Origin of the sequence: Kitasatospora sp. NPDC048286 (genome assembly GCF_043201735.1) — a bacterium.
Classification (GTDB): Bacteria; Actinomycetota; Actinomycetes; order Streptomycetales; family Streptomycetaceae; genus Kitasatospora.
This window is the reverse complement of sequence record NZ_JBICZE010000001.1, coordinates 63617-86228: the sequence shown is the minus strand read 5'-3', so window position 1 is coordinate 86228 and position 22612 is coordinate 63617. Positions and strand designations below refer to the sequence as shown.

Here is a 22612-nt window from a genome sequence, read left to right as displayed (position 1 = left end):
GGCACCGTCCGGTGCCGGGCGCCCGCCCGAGCGCACGCGGAGGACTACTCCTTGCGGAGCATCGCGTCGACCACCCGGGCGGCGGCCTTGCCGTCGTCCAGGTCGCAGTACGCCTCACGGAACGCGGTGGCCCGGTCGGCGTACTCCGCCGCGACCTCGTCCAACCGGCCGAGCACGGAGACGAGCTCCTCGGAGGTGGGCGGCATCGGGCCGGGCGCCTCGGCCTCGAAGTTCAGGCTGAAGCCGCGCAGGTTGTCCCGGTAGTGCTCCAGGTCGTAGGTGAAGAGCACGATCGGCTTGCCGGTCGACGCGAAGTCGAAGACGCTCGCCGAGTAGTCGGTCACCAGGACGTCGGCGATCAGCAGCAGCTCCGCCATGTCGGGGTAGCTGCCGACGTCCCAGACGTAGCCGTTGCCGGCGCCCGGGATCTGGCCGCACATCAGGTGGTGCCGGCGCACCAGCAGCACCTGGTCGTCGCCGAGCGCGGCCCTGGCCGCCGCCAGGTCGATCCGCAGGTCGATCTGGTAACCGTCGTCGGGCCGGCGCCGGTCCTCGCGCCAGGTCGGCGCGTAGAGCACGACCTTCTTGCCCTCGGGCAGGCCGAGCCGCTCCCGGACCTGCTCGGCGGTCTTCTCCCGGTCGGCCGCGAACAGCAGGTCGTTCCGGGGCGAACCGCTCTCCAGGATCTCGCCCTTGAAGTCGAAGGCGCGCCGCAGCACCGGGGCGGACCAGCGGTTGCCGGCCACCAGCAGGCTCCAGTTCGGGACCTCCCGGGCCAGGCTCTTCAGGTACTTGGAGTCGGTGAACCAGACCTTCTCGAAGTCGAAGCCGATCTGCTTCAGCGGGCTGCCGTGCCAGGTCTGGACGACCACCTGGTCGGGGCGGCGGACGAAGAAGTCGGGCAGGTGGGTGCCGGCCACGATGTACTTGGCGGTGGCCAGCGCCTCGTACCACTCCGGGCCGCGGTACCGCAGCGCGCTCGCGGTCCGCGGCAGCTCGGCCTGCATGTCGTCGGTGCCCCACAGGTGCTCCAGCGGCAGGCCGCGGCGGACCAGCTCCTCGTGGACCGCCCGGGGCGAGTCGGCGTACGCGCCGTACTTGCCGGTGTGGTACACCACCGCGTCGCGCAGCGGCAGCCGGCGGGCGGCCGGGTAGTCCACGCTCTGCAGCTGGCGCTGGCGGTAGCGGGCCCGCTCCTCGGGCAGCAGCACCGAGTCCGACAGCAGCGACAGGCCGTCGTGGCGGCGGCGCTCCAGCAGTATCCGCTTGCCGCGGGACTCCACCACGACCGGCAGGGCGTCGAAGCAGTCCGGGGCGACCAGCGCGGCGGCGTCCGGCAGTTCGGGCACCGGCACCCCGACCGGACGGAACACGACGTGCCAGATGCCCCGGGAGAGCGGCACCCGGCCGGCGAAGGAGGCCGTCGGCACGGCGGGCAGCGCGGTGCGGAACCGGCCGTCCGAGATCTCCACCGGGTAGGCGTGCTCCTCCTCGCGCCACTTGTGACGGACCACCAGCTCCCAGCGGTGCGCGCCGGGCAGCGGGAACGAGCCGCTCAGCAGGAAGCCGTCGGCGCCGCGCGAGGAGACCTCGTCCACCAGCGGCTGGAGCACCTGGTCGGCGAACTGGAGGTGCCCCTCGGGGGAGGGCTTGGAGTAGAGGGCCCGGCGCTCGGCGACCGGGGCCTGCGGGTTCAGCGCCAGGTGCAGCCGCTCGGGGGCGTTGCGGTCGTCCCAGGCCAGCGGGACGGTGCCGCCGTCGGCCAGCAGCAGCGCGCCGGTCCAGTGGTCGCGGCTGCGCTCGGCGGCCACCGGGTCCAGCTCGGCCCAGGCCTCGCGGACGGCGGTCAGCTCGGCGACCGGGAAGACCGCGGTGAACGGCTGGAGCGAGCCGACCGGAGCGCCCAGCTCCAGCGGGAAGGTCACGTGGCGGTCCGACTCGGCGTGGGTGAGCCGCAGCCGCGCCCCGGCGAAGCTCGGGCCGGAGCGGGCCGCGCCCGAGACCTCCACCCGGTCGCCCTGCGCGGCCAGGCCGGTCACCCGGGCCTTGACCGTCTCCACCCGGAGGTAGACGAAGTTGTCCCGGACCCACGGCACGATCCGCACGTCCGGCTCGACCCAGTGCCACGGCAGGAACAGCGCGCTGTCGTTCCGGCCCGCCGAGATCCGGCCCTTGTAGACCCCGCCCTTGCCCGCGCCGGCCACCAGGACGCGCCAGTTGCCGTCCTTCCACTGGCCGCGGTGCCGGAGCTTCCTCGGGTCGACGGACACGGTGAAGCCGGACCAGTCGCAGCTGTACAGGTCGTGCCGGCAGCTCGCGGTGGCCTGGGGGGCGTACGTGGTCTTCATCGGCACCGCGATGACCCGGCGGCCCTTGGCCTCGCGCAGCACCAGGGTGCGGACCATGTCGTGCTTGCCGGCCGCGCCCAGCTGCTCCGGGTACGCGTGCCCGGTCAACCGGAGCTTGCCGTCCACCCAGGAGCTGTCGTACAGCCGGCTGCGGATGACCAGCGAGTTGTCCAGCTTGAGCACCCCGGCCGGCACGCTCTTGCGCCCACCGCGCAGGAACGGGTAGTCGGCGTACGGGCGCAGCAGACCGCGGGCCTGGACGCCGCCGCCGCTCTCGCGCTCGTAGGTGATCTGCTCGACCAGCTCGTCCATCCGGCCCGACAGGGTCAGGTGGTACTTCAGCCGCACCGGCGCGCGCAGCTTGGCGACCTGCTCGGCGCCGATCGCCCGGAGCAGCCGGCCGACGTGCTGGAGGTAGGCGTCCCGGTACTCCTTGTCGCCCTCCACGAGGGACCAGAAGAACATCGGGATCTCCTCGACGAGGGTGTTCTCGTCGTAGGAGCGCAGGTACTCGGCGAAGCGCGGCTCGGTCTGCTTCAGCAGCCAGGCGCGGACCAGTTCGACCGAGGCGACCCGGTCGATCAGGCCCTTCGGGTTGGTGCGCATCTGCGTGATCGACATCTCGCCGACCTCGCGCTCGCGCCAGTGGTAGATCGGCTCGGAGAGCACGTCCACGCTCTTCGCCAGGTAGTGGTGCGGCACGCTGACCGGGGCGTCCTCGTACAGGATGCCCTCGGGGTAGAGCAGGCCGGCCGCGTCGAAGAACGAGCGGCGGTACACCTTGTTCCACGCGGTGCGGTCGGTGACCAGCGCCGGGATCTCGGTGATGTGGGTCTTGAGCCTGGTCTCCTTGAACGGCTTCAGGTGGCCGGTCGACGGGTAGTAGCCGACGGCGCGGAAGCGCAGCACGTTGCCGGTGCAGAAGTCCGAGCCGGTCTCGTCCAGCGTGTTGATCATCAGCTCGTACGCGCTGGGCGGCATCGAGTCGTCGCTGTCCACGAAGCACAGGAACTCGGAGTCCGGGTCGATGTGCCGGATGCCGGTGTTGCGGGCCGCGCCGAGGCCCTTGTTCACCTGTCGGACCAGCCGGAACCGGGAGTCCTTGGCCGCGTACGCCTCGGCGAGCGCCGCGCTGCCGTCCTTCGAACCGTCGTCGACCATGACGCACTCGAAGTCCGTGAAGGTCTGGGCGGCGATCGAGTCGAGGCATTCCACGAGGTAGCGCTCGACGTTGTAGATCGGGACGACGATGGAGAGGCGGGGAGCCATCGGCTACGCAGGCCTTTCTCTGGAGGAGCGTGGCAGCCCGTACGGGGCCTGGCCGCACTTGGATCGGTGCGTACGTGCGCCCCCGATCCTACCTCCGGGGACCTCGCCCACCGGGGGACCACTACGCTGGGCCCGTGGCCCGTTTCAGCGTGATCGTCCCCGTATACCAGGTCCAGGACTACCTCGGCGAATGCCTCGATTCGGTGCTCTCCCAGGACGGCCCGGACTTCGAACTGATCGCGGTGGACGACCGCTCCCCGGACCGCTGCGGCGCCATACTGGACGAGGCGGCCGCCGCCGACGCCCGGATCCGGGTGCTGCACCTGCCGGAGAACGTCGGCCTCGGCCGGGCCCGCAACGCCGGCCTGGAGGTCGCCACCGGGGACTACGTGATCTTCCTCGACAGCGACGACACCCTGACCCCCGGACTGCTGAAGCACGTCGACGAGCGGCTCACCGCCACGGGTGACCCGGACGTCCTGGTCTACGACTACGCCCGCACCTACGCCGACGGCCGGATCACCCGGGCCGCCTCCGCGCACGTCTTCGGCGCCGCCTCCCCGGACGTCTTCGACCTCGACGCCCGCCCCGACCTGCTCGACCTGCTCCAGGTCGTCTGGAACAAGGCCTACCGCCGGGGCTTCGTCACCGAGCAGCGGCTGGTCTTCCCGGCCGGCTACTACGAGGACACCCCCTGGACGTACCCGGCGCTGCTCGCCGCCGCCCGGATCACCCTGCTCGACCGGGTCGGCGTGCACTATCGCCAGCGCCAGGAGGGCGGCAACATCCTGGCCACCGCCAGCCGCAAGCACTTCGACGTGTTCGACCAGTACGACCTGGTCTTCGCCTTCCTCGACCGCCGCCCCGACCTGGAGCGCTGGCGCCCGGTCGTCTACGGCCGGATGCTGCACCACCTCAACACCGTGGTCTCCAAGCCCGGCCGGGTCCCGTCCGGCGACCGCCGCGAGTACTTCCGCCGCGCCGCCGAGCACTGCGCCCGGCTGCGGCCGGCCGGCTACCGCCCGCCGTCCGGCGTGGACGGCGTGCGCACCGAGCTGCTCAGCCACGGCCGCTACGGCGCCTACCAGGCGGTCCGCGCCCTCGCCAAGGCCCGTCGACTCGTCAAGCGGTAGACCCGATCTGACGCCCGTTCGGGGGACATGCCGGTATAACCGGTGGGTGGACTTCCTGACCCGCCTGCCGGTCGTCGGCCCGCTCGTGGCCCGGGTGCTGCGCAGCCGCCCGTACCTGGTGTACGAGTACCTCACCGCCGCCCGGGGCAACCGGCTGGCCGGCGCCGTCACCTTCTTCGGCTTCCTCGCCCTCTTCCCGCTGCTCACGGTGGGTCTGGCGATCGCCGCCGCGGCGCTGAGCGACAGCCGGGTGCACGAGCTGCAGGAGCACGTCTCCGACCAGCTGCCGGGGATCTCCGACGCGGTCGACCTGCCCGCCCTGGTGTCCAACGCGGGCACCGTCGGCCTGGTCGGCGGGGCGCTGCTGCTGGTCTCCGGCCTCGGCTGGGTGGATACCATGCGCACCTCCATCCGGGACCTGTGGCAGCTGCCCCACGAGGACGGCAACCCGGTGCTGCGCAAGGCCTGGGACGTGGCGGTGCTGGCCGGCCTCGGCCTGGTCTCGCTGTTCTCGCTGGCCGCCTCCGCCGCCGGGACCACGCTGGCCGGCCGGATCGCCGACGCGATCGGCCTCAACAGCGGATACCTGCTGACCGCGGTCGGCGTGCTGATCGCCATAGCGTGCGACATGCTGCTCTTCGCCTACCTGCTGGCGCCCTTCCCCGGGATCACCGACCAGCGCCGCCGGGACCTGGTGCAGGGCGCGCTGATCGGCTCGGTCGGCTTCGAACTGCTGAAGCTCCTGCTCGCCTCCTACCTGGGCTCGATCGCCGGACGGAGCGTGTACGGGGCGTTCGCCACTCCGGTGGCGCTGCTGCTGTGGATCAACTTCGTCTCCCGGCTGCTGATGTACTGCGTGGCCTGGACGGCGACGGCCGACCCGGTGGCGGCCCGGGAACGGACCAGGGCGCACGGGCGGGCACTGCTGGAGGCGGCCGACGAGGCACAGCGGGCGGCGGAGGCGGACGCGGCGGAGCAGGCCGCCCGGGCCGAGCGGCGGAAGAAGGGGAACGGGAAGGCGAACGGAGAGGTCCGGCCCCAGGACTGAGACCGGACCCTCTCGCGGCTCCGCGGATCAGCCGACGGAGCGCCGCCACAGCACCACCGCGCCGTACCCGAGCGCGACCCCGGCCAGCACCACGGCCGTCCAGCCGCCGAGGGCGAGCCCGTCGCCGCCGCCCGTCGCCGCGGGCGCCGCGGCCGCCGGGGCGGCTACCGCGGCGGCGGGCGGCGGCGCGGGCGTTTCCTCGGCGCCACCGGCCTGGGCGGTCGGCGCGGCGCCATCGGCCCGGGCGGTCGGCGCGGCGCCGACGGGCGGGACCTCGTCGACCAGCCTGCCGACCGGCTGGACCTTGCCGGCCGCGGCGAAGCCCCAGTCCAGCAGGGCCGCCGTCTCGTCGTAGACCTTCTGGTAGCTCGCCGGGTGCATCACCGTCACCAGCAGGGTGCGGCCGCCCCGCTCGGCGGCGCCGACGAAGGTCGAGCCGGCGTTGGTGGTGGTGCCGTTCTTCACGCCGATCAGGCCCGGGTACTTGCCCAGCAGCCGGTCGGTGTTGGCGATCCCGAAGCTGCCGCGCCGGCCGGTGGTGCGGTCGACGGCGCCCGGGAACATCGCGTCCCGGGTCGCGCAGTACGTCCGGAAGTCCGCGTTGCGCAGGCCGGCCCGGGCGAACAGCGACAGGTCGTAGGCCGAGGAGACCTGGCCATCCATGTCGTAGCCGTCCGGGGAGACCACCCTGGTGTCGCGTGCCTGGAGCGTGTCGGCGCGGGCCTGCATCTCGGTGACGGTCTGCCGGATGCCGCCGTTCATGTGCGCCAGGACGTGCACCGCGTCGTTGCCGGAGCTCAGGAACACCCCGCGCCACAGGTCCTCGACCCGGTAGTCCAGGTCCTCCTTGATACCGACCAGGCTGCTGCCGGGGCCGATCCCCTGGATCTCCTCGTCGGCCACCCGGTGCACCGCGTTGCGGTCGAACTTGGGCAGCACGGTGTCCGCGAAGAGGATCTTCAGGGTGCTCGCCGGGGGCAGCCGCAGATGCGGGTTGCTGGCCGCCAGGACGTCCCCTGACGCCAGGTCGGAGACGATCCAGGACTGCCCGGTGAGATCGCCGGGCAGCGACGGGGCGCCCGCCATCGGGGCGACCTGCACCCCGGGGAGCCCCAGCCGCTCGCCGCCGATCGCGGCCGACGGGGGCGGCTGCTGCGGAGCCGCGCCCGCCGGGGCGGCGAGCAGTACCGGTAAGGCCGCGGTGACCGCGGCGCACAGGCGCGCGAACGTCAGTCGGGGTGTGGACACCAGGTGACCGTACCCACTCCCGGCCTCCGGTGCCCGCCCCCCGCGGCCCGTCCTCCGCAGGAGGGGCCCGCCCTACGCCGATCGGCGGCCCGCGCATACTGGGGACGCACACCGCCTTCACACGCCGAGGACCCCCATGAAGCTCAGCCGTCGCACCTCCTGGTTCCTGACCGCCTTCGGGGTCTGGTCGATCATCATCTGGACGACCTTCGTGAAGAACCTCTGGAAGGACTCCGGCGGCCAGGCCTTCACCGACGGCGACCACTCCCAGCCCACGGCGTTCTTCTGGATCCACCTCCTCCTCGCCGTCACCTCCTTCGTCCTCGGCATCGCCGTCGGCGGCATCGGCGTGCGCGGCCTGCGCGCCGCGCGCCGCACCCCGGCCACCGACTGAAATCCATTGCCGCTGTCGGTCCCCACTGGCAGGATCCTCACCGCTTCCACCGGAAGCTGATCCGTTGGACACAAGGGTGGGGAATCTTCATGACACTTCGGCATGCCCGTCGAATCGGCGGGGCCACCGCGGCGGCGCTCGCCGTCGGTCTGCTCGCGGCGCCCGGTGCCGCCGCCGTACCGGGGAACGCGGTCACCGACCCGAAGGCGCTGCCCACACCGGGCTCCGCCGCCACCGGTGTCCGTACCGACGCCTGCGACGACACCACCGCCCCCGGCTGGCTGGAGGTCGCGAACCCGGTGCTGACCGTGTCGGCGGCCTCGCCGCAGGTGCGATTCAAGGTCTGGGACGACTCGACCCCGGAGCACGACAAGGTCGTCGACACGGCCGTGGACGTCACCGGCGGCACCGCTCGGCTGGCCACCAGCGGTCTGGCGGACGGCCACTCCTACTCGTGGCAGACCTGGCCCGCCTACGACCCGGGCAGCGGCAAGCCCACTCCGACCTGCCACTTCCGGGTCGACCTGACGCACCCGGGCCTGTCGGTCTCCTCCACCGACTTCCCGGAGAGCGGTTCCGGCACCACTCCCGGCAAGTACGCCGGTGAGAACGGGGTCTTCACCATCCAGGGCCTCGACGCCGCCCCGGCCGGCGGCCAGGCCTCCGGTGTGGCCTGCTACCAGTACGTGCTGAACGGCACGCTCGGCGTCGGCTGGGACTGCGCCTCCGGGCACACCGTCAAGGCGGGCGCCGACGGCACTGCCCAGCTCACCCTCAAGCCCAAGGACTGGGGCACCAACATCCTGACCGTCCAGGCCATGGACGACGCGGGCAATGTCAGCCAGCCCGTCAGCTACTCCTTCTACGCCCCCTGGGACTCGCGCCCCAAGCCGGCCGTTCCCGGCGACGTCGACGGCGATGCCGTGCCGGACATCCTGCTCCCGGACGCGCAGGGCAACCTGCAGATCATCAGCGCCGCTGCCGAGGACACCACCCCGACCTCGGTCGTCCCGGCCCGGCTCGCCCCGCTGCATGCCGGCTGGCAGGACGACCTCGTGCTGCACCGTGGTTGGGCCAACGTCCACGGCCCCGGCGACGACCTGCTGGTGCGTTCCCAGGGCAACCCGCAGGTCCTGTACTCCTACGCCAACTGGCAGAAGGGCGACTTCAGCGGCGAGTATCCGACCCTGGTGTACAAGCCGTCCAGGTGTATCGACGCCGCCGCGAACACCATCCCCTGCCCCGAGGGCTACAACGACGAGGACTGGTCGGGCGTCGACCAGATCGTCGCGGTCGGCAGCCGGCACAAGGGGAGCACGCCCGCCTGGCCGGGGCTCCTCGCGGTCGAGAACGGCAAGCTCTACGCGTACGTCGAGGCCCTGCGCAGCTACCAGGTCGCCCAGCCCGTCGCCACCAGCGGTGACTGGAGCGGCTACGACCTGATCGCCCCCGGTCAGGACGCCGCCGGCAACCTCACCGTGTGGGCTCGCGAGCGCGCCACCGGTGCCCTGCACGCCTACCCGGTCGTCAGGCAGGACAACGGCCTGCTCGACTTCTCCGCCCTCGCCGACCCCTCGGCGAACGTGGTCGCCACAGGCTTCACCACCGCCGCCTACCCGACGCTCGGAAGCTCGGGCGACGGTGACGGGGACGGCAAGCCGGACCTGTGGGCCGTCACCCCCGACCGCCACCTGGTGACCTTCAGCGGCTGGTCCGCGCCGACCGACCTCGGCGCCCTGCGCTGAGACGCGCGAAGGCCCCCGCCCGATCGGAGGATCGGGCGGGGGCCTTCGCGTCGTCAGGCCGGGATCAGAAGCGGCGGGTGACCAGCGCCCGCTTCACTTCCTGGATCGCCTTGGTGACCTCGATGCCACGCGGGCAGGCCTCGGAGCAGTTGAAGGTGGTGCGGCAGCGCCACACGCCCTCACGGTCGTTGAGGATCTCCAGGCGCTGCTCGGCACCCTCGTCGCGCGAGTCGAAGATGAAGCGGTGCGCGTTGACGATGGCGGCCGGGCCGAAGTACTGGCCGTCGTTCCAGAACACCGGGCAGGACGACGTGCACGCGGCGCACAGGATGCACTTGGTGGTGTCGTCGAAGCGCTCGCGGTCCTCGGCGGACTGCAGGCGCTCGCGGGTCGGCTCGTTCCCCTTGGTGATGAGGAACGGCATGACGTCCTTGTACGCCTGGAAGAACGGGTCCATGTCCACGACCAGGTCCTTGAGGACCGTCAGGCCCTTGATGGCCTCGATCGTGATCGGCTTCTCCGGGTTGACGTCCTTGATCAGGGTCTTGCACGCCAGCCGGTTGCGGCCGTTGATCCGCATGGCGTCGGAGCCGCAGATGCCGTGGGCGCAGGAACGGCGGTAGGTGAGGGTGCCGTCCTGCTCCCACTTGATCTTGTTGAGCGCGTCCAGGACGCGCTCCTTCGGGTCCATCGTCAGCTGGTAGTCCACCCACACCGGGTCCGGGTGCTCCTCCGGGTTGAACCGGCGGATCCGGAAGGTGACGGTGATCGGCTGGACGGCACCGGCTTCGACCGCGTCCAGAGCGGCCGAGTGCTTCTCCACGGTCGGAGTGCTCATCAGTACTTACGCTCCATCGGCTGGTAGCGGGTCGTGACGACCGGCTTGTAGTCGAGGCGGATGGAGGTGCTGCCGTCGGCGGCGACCTCCTGGTACGCCATGGTGTGCTGCATGAACTTCACGTCGTCACGGGTCGGGAAGTCCTCGCGGTAGTGGCCGCCGCGGGACTCCTCGCGGGCCAGCGCGGAGACGGCCAGCACCTCGGCCAGGTCGAGCAGGTTGCCCAGCTCGACGGCCTCCAGCAGGTCAGTGTTGTACCGGAAGCCCTTGTCCTGGATGGAGACGTTCTTGTAGCGCTCCTTCAGCGCGGCGATGTCCTCGACCGCCTGCTTCAGGGTGGCGCCGGTGCGGTAGACCATGGCGTTGGCGTCCATGCTCTCCTGCAGCTCCTTGCGGATCTGCCCCACGGACTCGGTGCCGGTGCCCTCGCGAAGGCCGTCGACCAGGGCCTGGACCTTCTCGGCCGGGTTCTCGGGCAGCTCGACGAACTCGTGCTCGTTGGCGTAGTCGGCGGCGGCGATGCCCGCGCGACGGCCGAACACGTTGATGTCCAGCAGCGAGTTGGTGCCCAGGCGGTTGGCGCCGTGCACGGACACGCAGGCGACCTCGCCGGCCGCGTACAGGCCCGGGACGATGTCCGTGTTGTTGCGCAGGACCTCACCCTCGACGTTGGTCGGGATGCCGCCCATGGCGTAGTGCGCGGTGGGCTGGATCGGGATCGGGTCCGTGTAGGGCTCGATGCCGAGGTAGGTGCGCGCGAACTCGGTGATGTCCGGCAGCTTGGCGTCCAGCTGCTCCGGCGGCAGGTGGGTGAGGTCCAGGTAGACGTGGTCGCCCTCAGGACCGCAGCCGCGGCCCTCGCGGATCTCGGTGTAGATCGCGCGGGAGCAGACGTCACGGGACGCGAGGTCCTTCATGACGGGGGCGTAGCGCTCCATGAAGCGCTCGCCGTCCTTGTTGCGCAGGATGCCGCCCTCGCCGCGGGCGCCCTCGGTGAGCAGGATGCCCATGCGCCAGATGCCCGTCGGGTGGAACTGGAAGAACTCCATGTCCTCCAGCGGCAGGCCGCGGCGGTAGACCAGGGCCTGGCCGTCACCGGTGAGGGTGTGGGCGTTGGAGGAGACCTTGAAGAACTTGCCGGTGCCGCCGGAGGCGAACACGACCGACTTGGCCTGGAAGACGTGGATCTCGCCGGTGGCCAGCTCGTAGGCGACGACGCCGGCCGTCTTGCCCTCGTTGATCAGCAGGTCGAGGACGTAGAACTCGTTGAAGAACTCGACGCCGTGCTTGACGCAGTTCTGGAACAGCGTCTGGAGGATCATGTGGCCGGTGCGGTCGGCCGCGTAGCACGAGCGGCGGACCGGGGCCTCGCCGTGGTTGCGGGAGTGACCGCCGAAGCGGCGCTGGTCGATCCGGCCCTGCTCGGTGCGGGAGAAGGGCAGGCCCATCTTCTCCAGGTCGAGGACGGCGTCGATGGCCTCCTTGCACATGATCTCGGCGGCGTCCTGGTCGACCAGGTAGTCACCACCCTTGACCGTGTCGAAGGTGTGCCACTCCCAGTTGTCCTCCTCGACGTTGGCGAGGGCGGCGCACATGCCGCCCTGGGCCGCGCCGGTGTGGGACCGGGTCGGGTAGAGCTTGGTCAGGACGGCGGTGCGGCTGCGCTGCGTCGACTCGATGGCCGCGCGCATGCCGGCGCCGCCGGCGCCGACGATGACGGTGTCGTACTGGTGAATCTGCATGGGGGGTTAACTCGCCTCTGGCCTCTGTCGATTTCCGATTAGATGTTCGGGTCGAAGGTGAAGATCACCAGGGTGCCGAGCAGCACGGTGAAGACCGTGGCGGTACCCATGAGGCCCTTCAGCCAGAGCCGGGTCGAGTCCTTCTCGGCGTAGTCGTTGATGACCTGACGCATGCCGTTCGCGCCGTGCAGCATGGCGAGCCAGAGCATGAGGAGGTCCCAGCCCTGCCAGAACGGCGAGGCCCAGCGGCCGGCCACGAAGGCGAAGCCGATCTTGGAGACGCCGCCGTCGAGCACCAGCATGATCAGCAGGTGGCCGAGGATCAGCACGACCAGGACGATGCCGGACAGGCGCATGAAGAGCCAGGCCAGCATCTCGAAGTTGGTGCGGGTGCGGCGCGGGGTCTTCTTGGTCCGCTGGCGCGGAGGCTCGATGACGAACGCGTCGGCCGGGTTGCCGGTGCCCAGTCCCTTGCCGGTGTGCGCCTGCTTGGACGGGACGACGATGGCGTCGGAGATTTCCGTGGACATGTCTCGGCTCACTTCCCGAACCAGGAGATCAGCGTGTGCTGGAGGATCCCGTAGAAGGAACCGGCCATCAGGACGACCCAGACTCCGACGACGGTCCAGAGCATCTGCTTCTGGTACTTCGGGCCCTTGGCCCAGAAGTCCACCGCGACGACCCGCAGGCCGTTCAGGGCGTGGAACAGGATGGCGGCCACCAGGCCGTACTCCATCAGGTTCACGAGGGGAGTCTTGTACGTCTGGATGACGGTGTCGTAGGACTCCGGCGACACTCGCACGAGGGCGGTGTCCAGGACGTGGGCGAACAGGAAGAAGAAGATGAGGACGCCGGTGACTCGATGAGCCACCCAGCTCCACATGCCTTCCCGGCCGCGGTACAGCGTTCCAGCCGGCACGGAAAAACCCTCCGGAAGCGATTGGGGGCTCGGCCGGCTTCGGTGTCGGTCAGCCCGGCCGGGTACGGTCCACCGGCCGCCAGCATCCTATCGACGCCTCGTTGCGAACCGCCTCCGGGGGCCCCAGGTGTGATCAATCAGGCACTTCTGGCCTAGCGGGGCGGGAACCAAGCCCGAGATCATCACGATGGGTGACGGCATGCTCGCGCCCCGCACCGGGCGGTGCGGGGCGCGGGAGGGCCGGACTCACCCGTCCGGGCGGATTCGCGGGCGAAGCCACCCGGACGGGTGAGTTCTAGTGGGCCGCGGCCGCCGTGTGGGTGGCGACCAGGTGCTCCAGCCGGCTGAGGGCGATCCGGCGGAGTTCGTCGGCCGAGATCAGCCGCTCCTCGTCCGGGTCGTTGGCGAGGCGGGTGCGGATGGAGGAGAGCACGGTGTCGAGCATCTCCTCCGGGGCGATTCCCTCCAGGCAGACCACGAAGACGTGGCCGAACCTGGCCTCGTACGCGGCGTGCGCCGCCCGCAGCGCGGTGTGCGCGGCCTGGCTGCCGGGGGCCCGCATGCCGACCAGCGGCTGCGGCATCCAGCTCTCGTCCGCCAGCGCCTCGGCCAGGTCGGCCGGGCGGAGGTCGTAGGAGGCCTCGCTGGCGGCGGCCAGCAGGGACTCTATGTCGGGGTAGGGCCGGTGCGCGGTGAGTCGCAGGGCCCAGCGGTGGCTGCCGCAGCAGGCCAGCAGGGCCTCCTCGGCGGCGCCGGCGTCGGCTTCGTTGAAGCGGTGCAACCCGAGGAGTGTCGGCTCGGTTCTGACGTCGAGCCGCTGTGACGGGATCTCGCTGGCCAGCGGGTCCTCCTCGTGAGGGCGGGAAGGTGCCGGTGGAGTGGGTGGTGAACAGGCGGAATGGGGGCTGGCGAGGGGCGCGCGGGCGTCGGTCGGTCAGCGCCTCAAAGGTAGTTGAGCCGTCATCAGTTTGGGAGGGCGCGCGCCGAATTCATCCGGACGAGCTATCAAGTTGTGACGTTGACGCTCTTGCGTCAGCGCGCCCTCCCCCACCTGCGCAGGCTCAGCCGCAGCGGGTGCCCGGGGCCGGCATCGTGCCCGCGGTCAGGTAGGCCGCCAGGGCCTCGTCGACGCAGGAGTTGCCCCGGCTGAAGGCGCCGTGGCCCTCGCCGACCCGGGTGAGCAGGGTGGCGTTGGCGAAGCCCTTGGCCAGCGCCTCGGCGGAGGCGTACGGGGTGGCCGGGTCGCCGGTGGTGCCGACCACCAGGATCGGCGCGCTGCCCTCGGCCCGGACGGCGTGCGGCGTCTCCGTGGTCTTGAACGGCCAGTAGGCGCAGCCGGCCTCGCTGTAGTCGTCCACCGTGACGCCCTTGGAGATCAGCGGCGCCTCGGCGAGCAGCCGGTCCACGGCGGCCTTGGCGTGCTCGGGGGTGGGCGCGGGGCGGGCGGAGTCGGCGCAGCTGATCGCGCTGTTGGCCTCGTCCAGCGGGCTGTAGTGGCCGTTCTCGTCCCGGCCGTTGTAGTCGTCGGCGAAGGCCAGCAGGTAGTCGCCCTTGCCGCGCATCATCGCCCAGCCGAGGGAGTTGCGCAGGTACTCCCAGGAGGTCTTCTCGTCGCCGTAGAGCAGCGAGATGGTGCCCGTCCAGGCCTGGTCGCGGCCGAGCTTGCGGCCGTCCTTGGTGGTCAGCGGGTGGTCGTACAGCCCGTCGAGGAAGTCGGCGGCCTTCTTGGCGGCCTTGGTCTCGTCCTTGCCGAGCGGGCAGGTGTCGGCGTGGTTCTCCACACAGTCGACGGCGAAGCGCTCGAAGGACTTCTCGAAGCCGACCTGCTGGTCGACCCCGTGGTCGAGCCGGTCCTGGCCGGGGTCGACGGCGCCGTCCAGGATCAGCCGGCCGGTGTTCTTCGGGAACTCCTCGGCGTAGAGCGCGCCGAGGTACGTCCCGTAGGAGATGCCGAGGTAGTTGAGCTGCTTGTCGCCGACCGCGGCGCGCAGTACGTCCAGGTCGCGGGCGGTGTTGCGGGTGCCGACGAAGGGCAGCAGCTTGCCGGCCTTGGCCTGGCAGGCGGCGGCGTGCTCGGTGGCCTGCTTGACGTGCTCGGCCCTGCGGGTGGCCGGGTCGAGCGGGGCGTCCGTCTGGTTGAGGGCGTCGTGCTGCTTGTCGTCGTAGCAGACGACCGGGGAGCTGTCGCCGGTGCCGCGGGGGTCGAAGCCGATCACGTCGAAGCGGTCGTGCACGGTGCCGGCGAACTGCTTGGCGCCGAACTTGACCATTCCGACGCCGGACTCGCCGGGGCCGCCGGGGTTGACCATCAGCGAGCCGATCCGCTGCTCCGGCTTGGCGGCCGGGTACTTGATCAGCGCGATGTCGAGCGCGTCGACGGCGGGGTTGGCGTAGTCGAGCGGGACGTGCAGCTTGCCGCACTGCATCCCGGATATGTCGATCTTGGCCTTCTGGGCCTGCGGGTCGGCCGGGCAGTCGGCCCAGGCGACCTGCTGGCCGTAGAAGGGCTTGAGTGCCGGGTCGGCCTCGCCGGTGGGCTTGGGCGTCGGCGTGGGGGCGGCCGCGGGGGTCGCGGCGGCGGGCGCGGTGGTGCCGGCGGCCTGCTCCCGGGCCGGCTTGGCGGCGTCGTCGCAGGCGGAGGTGAGGAGCAGGGTGCCTGCCGCCAGGGCGGTCAGCAGCACCCGTGGGCGGGCGGCCCGGAAGGTTCTCATCGCACGTGTGTACCACCGGGGGGTGACGTGTTCGATCTTGACCCCCCCCGGCCCCGGGCCGCCCGCCCGGTCCGGCTCAGCCGCGGTGCACCTTGTGGTTGGCGGCCTGCGCCCGGGGGCGGACCACCAGCAGGTCGATGTTCACGTGCGACGGCCGGGTGACGGCCCACGCCACGGTGTCCGCGATGTCCTCCGAGGTGAGCGGTTCGGCCACGCCCGCGTACACCGCGGCGGCCTTCTCCTCGTCGCCGCGGAACCGGGTGACCGCGAAGCCCTCGGACTTCACCATCCCGGGCGCGATCTCGATCACCCGGATCGGCTCCCCGCACAGCTCCAGCCGCAGGGTGGCCGCGATGGTGTGCGCGGCGTGCTTGGCGGCGACGTACCCGCCGCCGCCCTCGTACGCGGCCAGCGCGGCGGTCGAGGAGAGCACCAGCACCGTGCCGTCGCCGGTCGCCCGCAGGGCCGGCAGCAGGGCCTGCGTCACGTGCAGCACGCCGAGCACGTTCACCTCGTACATCGCCCGCCAGTCGGCCGGGTCGCCCTGCTCGACGGTCTCCGCGCCGATCGCGCCGCCGGCGTTGTTCACCAGGACGTCCACCCGGCCGACCGCGGCCGCGAAGGCGTCCACCGCGGCCCGGTCGGTGACGTCCAGGGTGACCGCCCGGGCGGACCCGCCCCGGTCGGCGATCTCCTTGGCCAGCGCCTCGACGCGGTCGGTGCGGCGGGCGGTCAGCACCACGTCGAAGCCCTCGGCGGCCAGCCGGCGGGCGGTCGCCGCGCCGATTCCGCTGCTGGCACCGGTGACCACGGCCACCTTCTGCTCGGTCATTGCCACTCCCTGGGGCTCGTCGGTCGTTCACCCGATCATCTCAACCGCGCCGCCGCCCCGGCGGGCCGGTCGCCCTCCGCGCCGCGGGGACCCCGATAGTGCGAGGACCCGATCCCCATCTCCGGAGGACCCCCATGGCAGCCGAACCGCGCCGCGCCGAGTCGGGCTTCGAGATCGAGCCGCTGTACGGCCCCGAGTCCCTGGCCGGCTGGGACGCCGGCGCCCGGCTGGGCCGGCCGGGGGAGTACCCCTACACCCGGGGCGTCTACCCGACGATGTACACCGGCCGCCCCTGGACGATGCGCCAGTACGCGGGCTTCGGCACCGCCGCCGAGTCCAACGCCCGCTACCGGCAGCTGATCGCGGGCGGCGGCACCGGCCTCTCGGTGGCCTTCGACCTGCCCACGCAGATGGGCTACGACTCGGACGCCCCGCTCGCCGCCGGGGAGGTGGGCAGGGTGGGCGTCGCCGTGGACGTCGTCGAGGACATGGCGGAGCTGTTCGACGGCATCCCGCTCGGCGGGGTGTCCACCTCGATGACCATCAACGCGCCCGCCGCGCTGCTCCTGCTCCTCTACCAACTGGTCGGCGAGGCCCAGGGGGTGGCGCCGGCGGCGCTCACCGGCACGGTCCAGAACGACGTGTTGAAGGAGTACATCGCCCGCGGCACCTACATCTTCCCGCCGCAGCCCTCGCTGCGGCTGGTCGCCGACGTGTTCCGGTACTGCCGGGCCGAGATCCCGCGCTGGAACACCATCTCCATCTCCGGCTACCACATGGCCGAGGCCGGGGCCGATCCCGCGCAGGAGGTCGCCTTCACCCTGGCCAACGGCATCGCCTACGTCCGCACCGCGCTCGCCGCCGGGATGGCCGTGGACGACTTCGCCCCGCGGCTCTCGTTCTTCTTCGTGGCCCGCACGACCCTTCTCGAGGAAGTGGCCAAGTTCCGCGCCGCGCGCAGGATTTGGGCCAGAATCATGCGGGACGGATTCGGCGCCCGGGACCCGCGCTCGCAGATGCTGCGCTTCCACACCCAGACCGCGGGGGTGCAGCTCACCGCCCAGCAGCCCGAGGTCAACCTGGCCAGGGTCACCGTGCAGGCGCTCGCCGCGGTGCTCGGCGGCACCCAGTCGCTGCACACCAACAGCTTCGACGAGGCGATCGCGCTGCCCACCGAGAAGGCCGCCCGGCTCGCCCTGCGCACCCAGCAGGTGCTCGCGTACGAGACCGACGTGACCGCCACCGTCGACCCGTTCGCCGGCTCCTACGCGGTCGAGTCGCTCACCGACGAGCTGGAGGCCGCCGCCCGGGCGCTGATGGACCGGATCGAGGAGCAGGGCGGCGCGGTGGCCGCGATCGAACGCGGCTACCAGAAGGGCGAGATCGAGCGCACCGCCTACCGGCTCCAGCGGGAGACCGACTCCGGGGAGCGGACCGTGGTCGGCGTCAACCGCTTCCGGTCGGACACCGAGGAGCCGTACCGGCCGCTGCGGGTGGACCCGGCGATCGAGGAGCGGCAGGCGCGGCGGCTGGCCCGGCTGCGGGCCGAGCGCTCCGCCGGCGCCGTCACCCGGACGCTGGACGGGCTGCGCCGCACCGCCGAGGGAACGGGGAACGTGCTGTACCCGATGAAGGAGGCGCTGGCCGCCCGGGCCACCGTCGGCGAGGTGTGCGACGCGCTGCGCGGGGTGTGGGGGACGTACTCCCCGGTGGAGCGTTTCTGACGTCCCGCTGAACGGCCGTCAACCTGCCGGTTTCGCCCCGGGGATGGTGGCCGTGACCGTCGGCGCGGGCGGTCGTTGCACAGGGCACGCAACCCGGGGAAGGCGGCTGAAACAAGATGTCATACCCACGTGTCCGGCCGGTATGCGCCCATCCGGGGACTAATTTTCCGGAAGTCGGGCCAAATCCCCCCAACAGGCCTACGATTGGGGAGATGAACCGTCCTGAGCCCGCTCAGCCGGGCGCCACTCTCGCCGTCGCACGTCCCGCCGCCGATCTGCGCGAGCGGGTCCGGGCGCTGGAGCCCGAGCTGATCGCCTTCCGCCGTGATCTGCACCGGCACCCGGAGCTGGGCCGCCAGGAGTTCCGTACCACCGGGCTGCTGCGCGACCGGCTGGTGGCCGCCGGCCTCGAACCCCGGGTGCTGCCCGGCGGTACCGGTCTGCTCGTCGACATCGTCCCGCCCGGCACCACCCCGGGGACGGAGTTCCTGGCCTTCCGCGCCGACATCGACGCGCTGCCGATCGACGACGCCAAGACCGACGTGCCGTACCGCTCCACCGTCCCCGGCCGGGCCCACGCCTGCGGCCACGACGTGCACACCTCGGTGGTGCTCGGCACCGGACTGGTGCTGGCCGAGGCCGTCCGCACCGGCGAACTGCGCCGCCCCGTCCGGCTGGTGTTCCAGCCCGCCGAGGAGGTCATGCCGGGCGGTGCGCTGGACGTGATCAAGGCCGGCGGGATGGCGGGCGTCGGACGGATCTTCGCGGTGCACTGCGACCCGAAGGTGGAGGTCGGCCGGATCGCGCTGCGGGTCGGGGCGATCACCTCGGCCTGCGACCGCCTGGTGCTCCACCTGGACGGCCCCGGCGGGCACACCGCCCGTCCGCACCTGACCACCGACCTGGTCACCGCGGTCGCCAAGACGGCCGCCGACCTCCCGGGCGCGCTGGCCCGCCGGATGGACCCGCGCTGGGGCGTCAGCCTGGTCTGGGGGCGGATCGCCTCCGGCTCCGCGCCCAATGTGATCCCGCAGCACGCCGAGCTGGAGGGCACCGTCCGCTGCCTGGAGCTGGACGGCTGGCGCGAGGCGCCGGACCTGCTGCACGAGCTGATCGCCAAGCTGGCCGAGACCTACCGGGCCAAGTGGACGCTGGACTACCACCGCGGGGTGCCGCCGGTGGTCAACGAGGCGGTCTCGGTGGCCCTGCTGGACGAGGCGATGAACGACCGCTTCGGCGGGGACGGCGCCGTGGTGGTGGAGGGCACCGAGCAGAGCCTGGGCGGCGAGGACTTCTCCTGGTACCTGGAGCACGCCCCGGGCGCGCTGGCCCGGCTCGGCGTCCGCGCCCCCGGCGACCCCACCGTCCGGGACCTGCACCAGGGGCGGTTCGACGTGGACGAACGGGCGATCGGAATCGGCGTGGAGCTGTTCTCGGCGCTGGCCCTGGAGGCGGACGGCAGCTGACGGCGGATCCGGGGTCGGCGCGGCCCGCGAGGGGGGTGGAAACGGCCGGATCCGGGGGTGCAGGAACGGTTCCGTAAACTGGGCGAACCGACCCCCCGGATCACCGTCCGCGCATGGGATAGAGCCTCAGGAAGAACATCAGACCACGGTTTGATAACAACCCGAATGCTCTGGCACCCCGTAACACAACCGTGTTCTACGCGCGTTACGGTGGCGTCCGACCACGCCAAACGGTTGCGTGTAGAAGGAGATATCCCCTTGCGCCGTTCAATGAAGCTCGCCGCGGTTGTGCTCTCGGGTTCCCTGGGCATGGCCTCGCTCGCCGCTTGCGGCGCAAAGAGCACCGACACCTCCTCCTCCGGCTCGGGCGACGGTTCGCTCAAGGTCGGCATGGCCTACGACATCGGTGGCCGTGGCGACCAGTCGTTCAACGACTCCGCCGCCCGTGGCCTCGACAAGGCCAAGTCCGAGCTGGGCGTCGGTGTGACCGAGGCCGAGGCCAAGCAGGGCGAGGCCGAGGCCGACAAGGAGACCCGCCTCAAGAACCTGATCGACGCGGGTTACAAGACGATCATCGCGGTCGGCTTCGTGTACCAGCCGGCGGTCAACAAGGTCGCCAAGGACAACCCGAACGTCAAGTTCGCGATCATCGACTCGAACGACAAGGACCAGCCGGCCAACGTCACCTCGCTGCTCTTCGCCGAGCAGGAGGGTTCGTACCTGGCCGGTGTCGCCGCCGCGAACAAGTCGAAGGCCAAGCACGTCGGCTTCATCGGCGGTGTGCAGTCCGAGCTGATCAAGAAGTTCGAGGCCGGCTTCAAGGCGGGTGTGAAGTCCGTCGACCCGAACATGGCGGTCGAGACCACCTACCTGACCACCCCGCCGGACTTCACCGGCTTCTCCTCGCCCGACAAGGGCAAGGAGGCCGCCCAGGGCCAGCTCGACAAGGGCGCGGACGTCATCTACACCGCCGCCGGCTCCTCCGGCAACGGCGCCATCGAGGCCGTCGCCAACAAGCAGGGCGCCCTGGCCATCGGTGTCGACTCCGACCAGGCCAGCCAGCCGGCCCTGGCGAAGTACAAGGGCAGCATCCTGACCTCGATGGTCAAGAACGTCGACACCGCGGTGTTCTCGTACGTCCAGTCGGTCAAGCAGGGCCAGAGCCCGACCGGCGTCAAGCTGTTCGACCTGAAGGCCGACGGCGTCTCGCTCGCCACCACCGGCGGCAAGATCGACGACATCCAGGACAAGCTGAAGGCCGCCGCCGACGCGATCAAGTCCGGCGCCACCACGATCCCGACCGCGCCGGCCGCCCAGTAACGACCGCGCGTCCCGGACGCCGCAGCGCCTGCCGCCTGCCCGGCAGCGCGGTGCAACCACACAGTTCACGGGAGGGGCCCGGAAGGGTGCGCTCAACGCGTACCCCCGGGCCCCGTTCCGTCTCCACGTTCCCCCTTGGCCCTCCGTGCGCAACGACGCGCCTCCAGACCACCAGGAGATCGCCATCACCGCATCCGACCCCGTCCCCCTGCGCAAGGACGGCACCCCCAGCGCGGGGACGGCGACACCGGCCGTCGAACTGCGCGGCATCACCAAGCGCTTCCCGGGTGTCGTGGCCAACCACGACATCAACCTCACCGTCCGCACCGGCACCGTGCACGCCCTGATGGGCGAGAACGGCGCCGGCAAGTCGACGCTGATGAAGATCCTCTACGGCATGCAGAAGCCGGACGAGGGCACCATCGCGATCAACGGAGAGCTGTGCGAGTTCAACACCCCCGGTGACGCCATCTCCCGCGGCGTCGGCATGGTGCACCAGCACTTCATGCTCGCCGACAACCTCACGGTGTGGGAGAACGTCGTCCTCGGCGGCGAGAAGCTCCACGGCATCGGCGCCAAGGCGAAGGCGAAGATCAAGGAGATCTCCGACCAGTACGGCCTGGGCGTGCGCCCGGACGCCCTGGTCGAGGACCTCGGCGTCGCCGACCGCCAGCGCGTCGAGATCCTCAAGGTGCTGTACCGCGGCGCCAAGATCCTGATCCTCGACGAGCCCACGGCCGTGCTCGTCCCGCAGGAGGTCGACGCGCTCTTCGACAACCTGCGCGACCTCAAGTCCGAGGGCGTCACCGTCATCTTCATCTCGCACAAGCTGCACGAGGTGCTGGCGGTGGCCGACGCGATCAGCGTCATCCGGCGCGGCACCACGGTCGGCGACGCCGACCCGAAGGCCGTCACCGCCCGCCAGCTCGCCGAGCTGATGGTCGGCGCCGAGCTGCCCTCCCCGGAGAGCCGCGAGTCGACCGTCACCGAGACCGTGATGCTCGACGTCGAGGACCTGCGGATCGCCAAGACCGACGCCGAGGGCATCGAGCGCGTCGTCCTGGACGACATCTCGCTGCGCATCCACAAGGGCGAGATCCTCGGCATCGCCGGTGTCGAGGGCAACGGCCAGGCCGAGCTGGTCGAGGCCGTCATGGGGATGCTGCCGCTGAACGCCGGCACCGTCACCCTGGACGGCAAGGACCTCTCCGGCAGCCTGACCCGGGCCCGCCGTGAGGCCGGCATCGGCTACATCCCCGAGGACCGCCACAAGCACGGCCTGCTGCTGGAGGCCCCGCTCTGGGAGAACCGCATCCTCGGCCACGTCACCGAGGCGCCCAACTCCAAGGGCGTGCTGCTGGACCCGGCCGCCGCCCGTACGGACACCTGGCGGATCGTCGAGCAGTACGACGTCCGCACCCCCGGCATCGAGGTCACCGCGGCCTCGCTCTCCGGCGGCAACCAGCAGAAGCTGATCATCGGCCGCGAGATGAGCCACCAGCCCAAGCTGCTGATCGCCGCCCACCCCACCCGCGGTGTGGACGTCGGCGCGCAGGCGCAGATCTGGGAGCACATCCGGGTCGCCCAGCGGGCCGGCCTGGCCGTCCTGCTGATCTCCGCGGACCTGGACGAGCTGATCGGCCTGTCCGACACCATCCGGGTGATCTACCGCGGCCGCCTGGTCGCCGACGCCGACCCGGCCACCGTCACCGCCGAGGACCTCGGCACCGCGATGACCGGTGCCGCCAGCGGCCACCTGGAGTCCGAGCCGGAGGCCGTCGCCGAGGCGCAGGCCATCGCGGCCGAGGGCACCGAGGCCGAGGCCGGGCACCAGCCCACCGACACCGCCGACGACCCGCAGGCGGGGGAGTAACC

General features: G+C 71.5%; 17 protein-coding genes. 8 read left to right on the top strand and 9 right to left on the bottom strand.

Annotation, left to right across the window (positions count from 1 at the left end; genetic code table 11):
* Positions 1–44: 44 nt before the first annotated feature.
* Entirely contained in the window at positions 45–3617 is a 3573-nt protein-coding gene (locus tag ACGF13_RS00385; protein WP_392867172.1) for a CDP-glycerol glycerophosphotransferase family protein, read from the bottom strand.
* Positions 3618–3751: 134 nt separating this feature from the next.
* On the opposite strand from ACGF13_RS00385, the gene ACGF13_RS00380 reads away from it, so the two are divergent.
* Entirely contained in the window at positions 3752–4750 is a 999-nt protein-coding gene (locus ACGF13_RS00380; RefSeq protein WP_392867169.1) for a glycosyltransferase family 2 protein, read from the top strand.
* Between the two features lie 46 nt (positions 4751–4796).
* Positions 4797–5798 carry a YihY/virulence factor BrkB family protein gene (locus tag ACGF13_RS00375; RefSeq protein ID WP_392867166.1) on the top strand — a complete coding sequence of 334 codons (1002 nt, stop codon included), beginning with the start codon at positions 4797–4799 and terminating at the stop codon, positions 5796–5798.
* 27 nt (positions 5799–5825) lie between these two features.
* Here ACGF13_RS00375 and ACGF13_RS00370 read toward each other — a convergent pair whose 3' ends face one another.
* Entirely contained in the window at positions 5826–7046 is a 1221-nt protein-coding gene (locus tag ACGF13_RS00370) for a D-alanyl-D-alanine carboxypeptidase family protein (protein WP_392867163.1), read from the bottom strand.
* 136 nt (positions 7047–7182) lie between these two features.
* Here ACGF13_RS00370 and ACGF13_RS00365 point away from each other — a divergent pair, with 136 nt between their 5' ends.
* Together ACGF13_RS00365 and ACGF13_RS00360 are read left to right on the top strand one after the other, a co-directional pair.
* A complete protein-coding gene (locus ACGF13_RS00365; RefSeq protein WP_392867160.1) occupies positions 7183–7440 on the top strand; it encodes an SCO4848 family membrane protein in 258 nt (85 codons plus the stop codon).
* Between the two features lie 89 nt (positions 7441–7529).
* On the top strand, positions 7530–9185 hold the full coding sequence (locus ACGF13_RS00360; RefSeq protein WP_392867158.1) for a hypothetical protein: 1656 nt from the start codon (positions 7530–7532) through the stop codon (positions 9183–9185).
* Between the two features lie 64 nt (positions 9186–9249).
* On the opposite strand, the gene ACGF13_RS00355 is transcribed toward ACGF13_RS00360, so the two are convergent.
* The 7 genes from ACGF13_RS00355 to ACGF13_RS00325 form a co-directional block, all read right to left on the bottom strand.
* A complete protein-coding gene (locus ACGF13_RS00355) occupies positions 9250–10023 on the bottom strand; it encodes a succinate dehydrogenase iron-sulfur subunit (RefSeq protein ID WP_224277932.1) in 774 nt (257 codons plus the stop codon).
* Positions 10023–11765: a succinate dehydrogenase flavoprotein subunit gene (gene sdhA, locus ACGF13_RS00350; protein WP_392867155.1), complete on the bottom strand. Its 1743-nt coding sequence runs from the start codon at positions 11763–11765 to the stop codon at positions 10023–10025. The genes ACGF13_RS00355 and sdhA overlap by 1 nt, the downstream gene beginning before the upstream one ends.
* 38 nt (positions 11766–11803) lie before the next feature.
* The gene (gene sdhD / locus ACGF13_RS00345) at positions 11804–12295 is read right to left on the bottom strand and encodes a succinate dehydrogenase, hydrophobic membrane anchor protein (protein ID WP_392867153.1); all 492 of its coding nucleotides are present in this window, start codon (positions 12293–12295) and stop codon (positions 11804–11806) included.
* 8 nt (positions 12296–12303) lie between these two features.
* Positions 12304–12684, bottom strand: a complete 381-nt coding sequence (sdhC, locus tag ACGF13_RS00340) for a succinate dehydrogenase, cytochrome b556 subunit (RefSeq protein WP_316523755.1) — start codon at positions 12682–12684, stop codon at positions 12304–12306.
* 295 nt (positions 12685–12979) lie between these two features.
* Entirely contained in the window at positions 12980–13465 is a 486-nt protein-coding gene (locus ACGF13_RS00335; protein WP_392867150.1) for a 2-oxo-4-hydroxy-4-carboxy-5-ureidoimidazoline decarboxylase, read from the bottom strand.
* A 280-nt stretch (positions 13466–13745) separates the two neighbouring features.
* Positions 13746–15395 carry an alpha/beta hydrolase gene (locus ACGF13_RS00330; protein ID WP_392867147.1) on the bottom strand — a complete coding sequence of 550 codons (1650 nt, stop codon included), beginning with the start codon at positions 15393–15395 and terminating at the stop codon, positions 13746–13748.
* 76 nt (positions 15396–15471) lie between these two features.
* Positions 15472–16227 (bottom strand): SDR family oxidoreductase, encoded by a 756-nt coding sequence (locus ACGF13_RS00325; protein WP_392867144.1) that lies wholly within the window; start codon positions 16225–16227, stop codon positions 15472–15474.
* A 134-nt stretch (positions 16228–16361) separates the two neighbouring features.
* Between ACGF13_RS00325 and ACGF13_RS00320 the strand changes: the two genes are divergently transcribed.
* The 4 genes from ACGF13_RS00320 (at position 16362) to ACGF13_RS00305 (ending at position 22610) form a co-directional block, all read left to right on the top strand.
* Positions 16362–17951: a methylmalonyl-CoA mutase gene (locus tag ACGF13_RS00320; protein ID WP_392867141.1), complete on the top strand. Its 1590-nt coding sequence runs from the start codon at positions 16362–16364 to the stop codon at positions 17949–17951.
* A 212-nt stretch (positions 17952–18163) separates the two neighbouring features.
* A complete protein-coding gene (locus ACGF13_RS00315) occupies positions 18164–19417 on the top strand; it encodes an amidohydrolase (RefSeq protein WP_392867138.1) in 1254 nt (417 codons plus the stop codon).
* A gap of 258 nt (positions 19418–19675) precedes the next feature.
* Complete coding sequence (locus tag ACGF13_RS00310; protein ID WP_392867135.1) at positions 19676–20737, top strand: BMP family protein; 1062 nt, start codon at positions 19676–19678, stop codon at positions 20735–20737.
* Positions 20738–21083: 346 nt separating this feature from the next.
* On the top strand, positions 21084–22610 hold the full coding sequence (locus ACGF13_RS00305) for an ABC transporter ATP-binding protein (RefSeq protein WP_392868739.1): 1527 nt from the start codon (positions 21084–21086) through the stop codon (positions 22608–22610).
* Positions 22611–22612 lie beyond the last annotated feature (2 nt).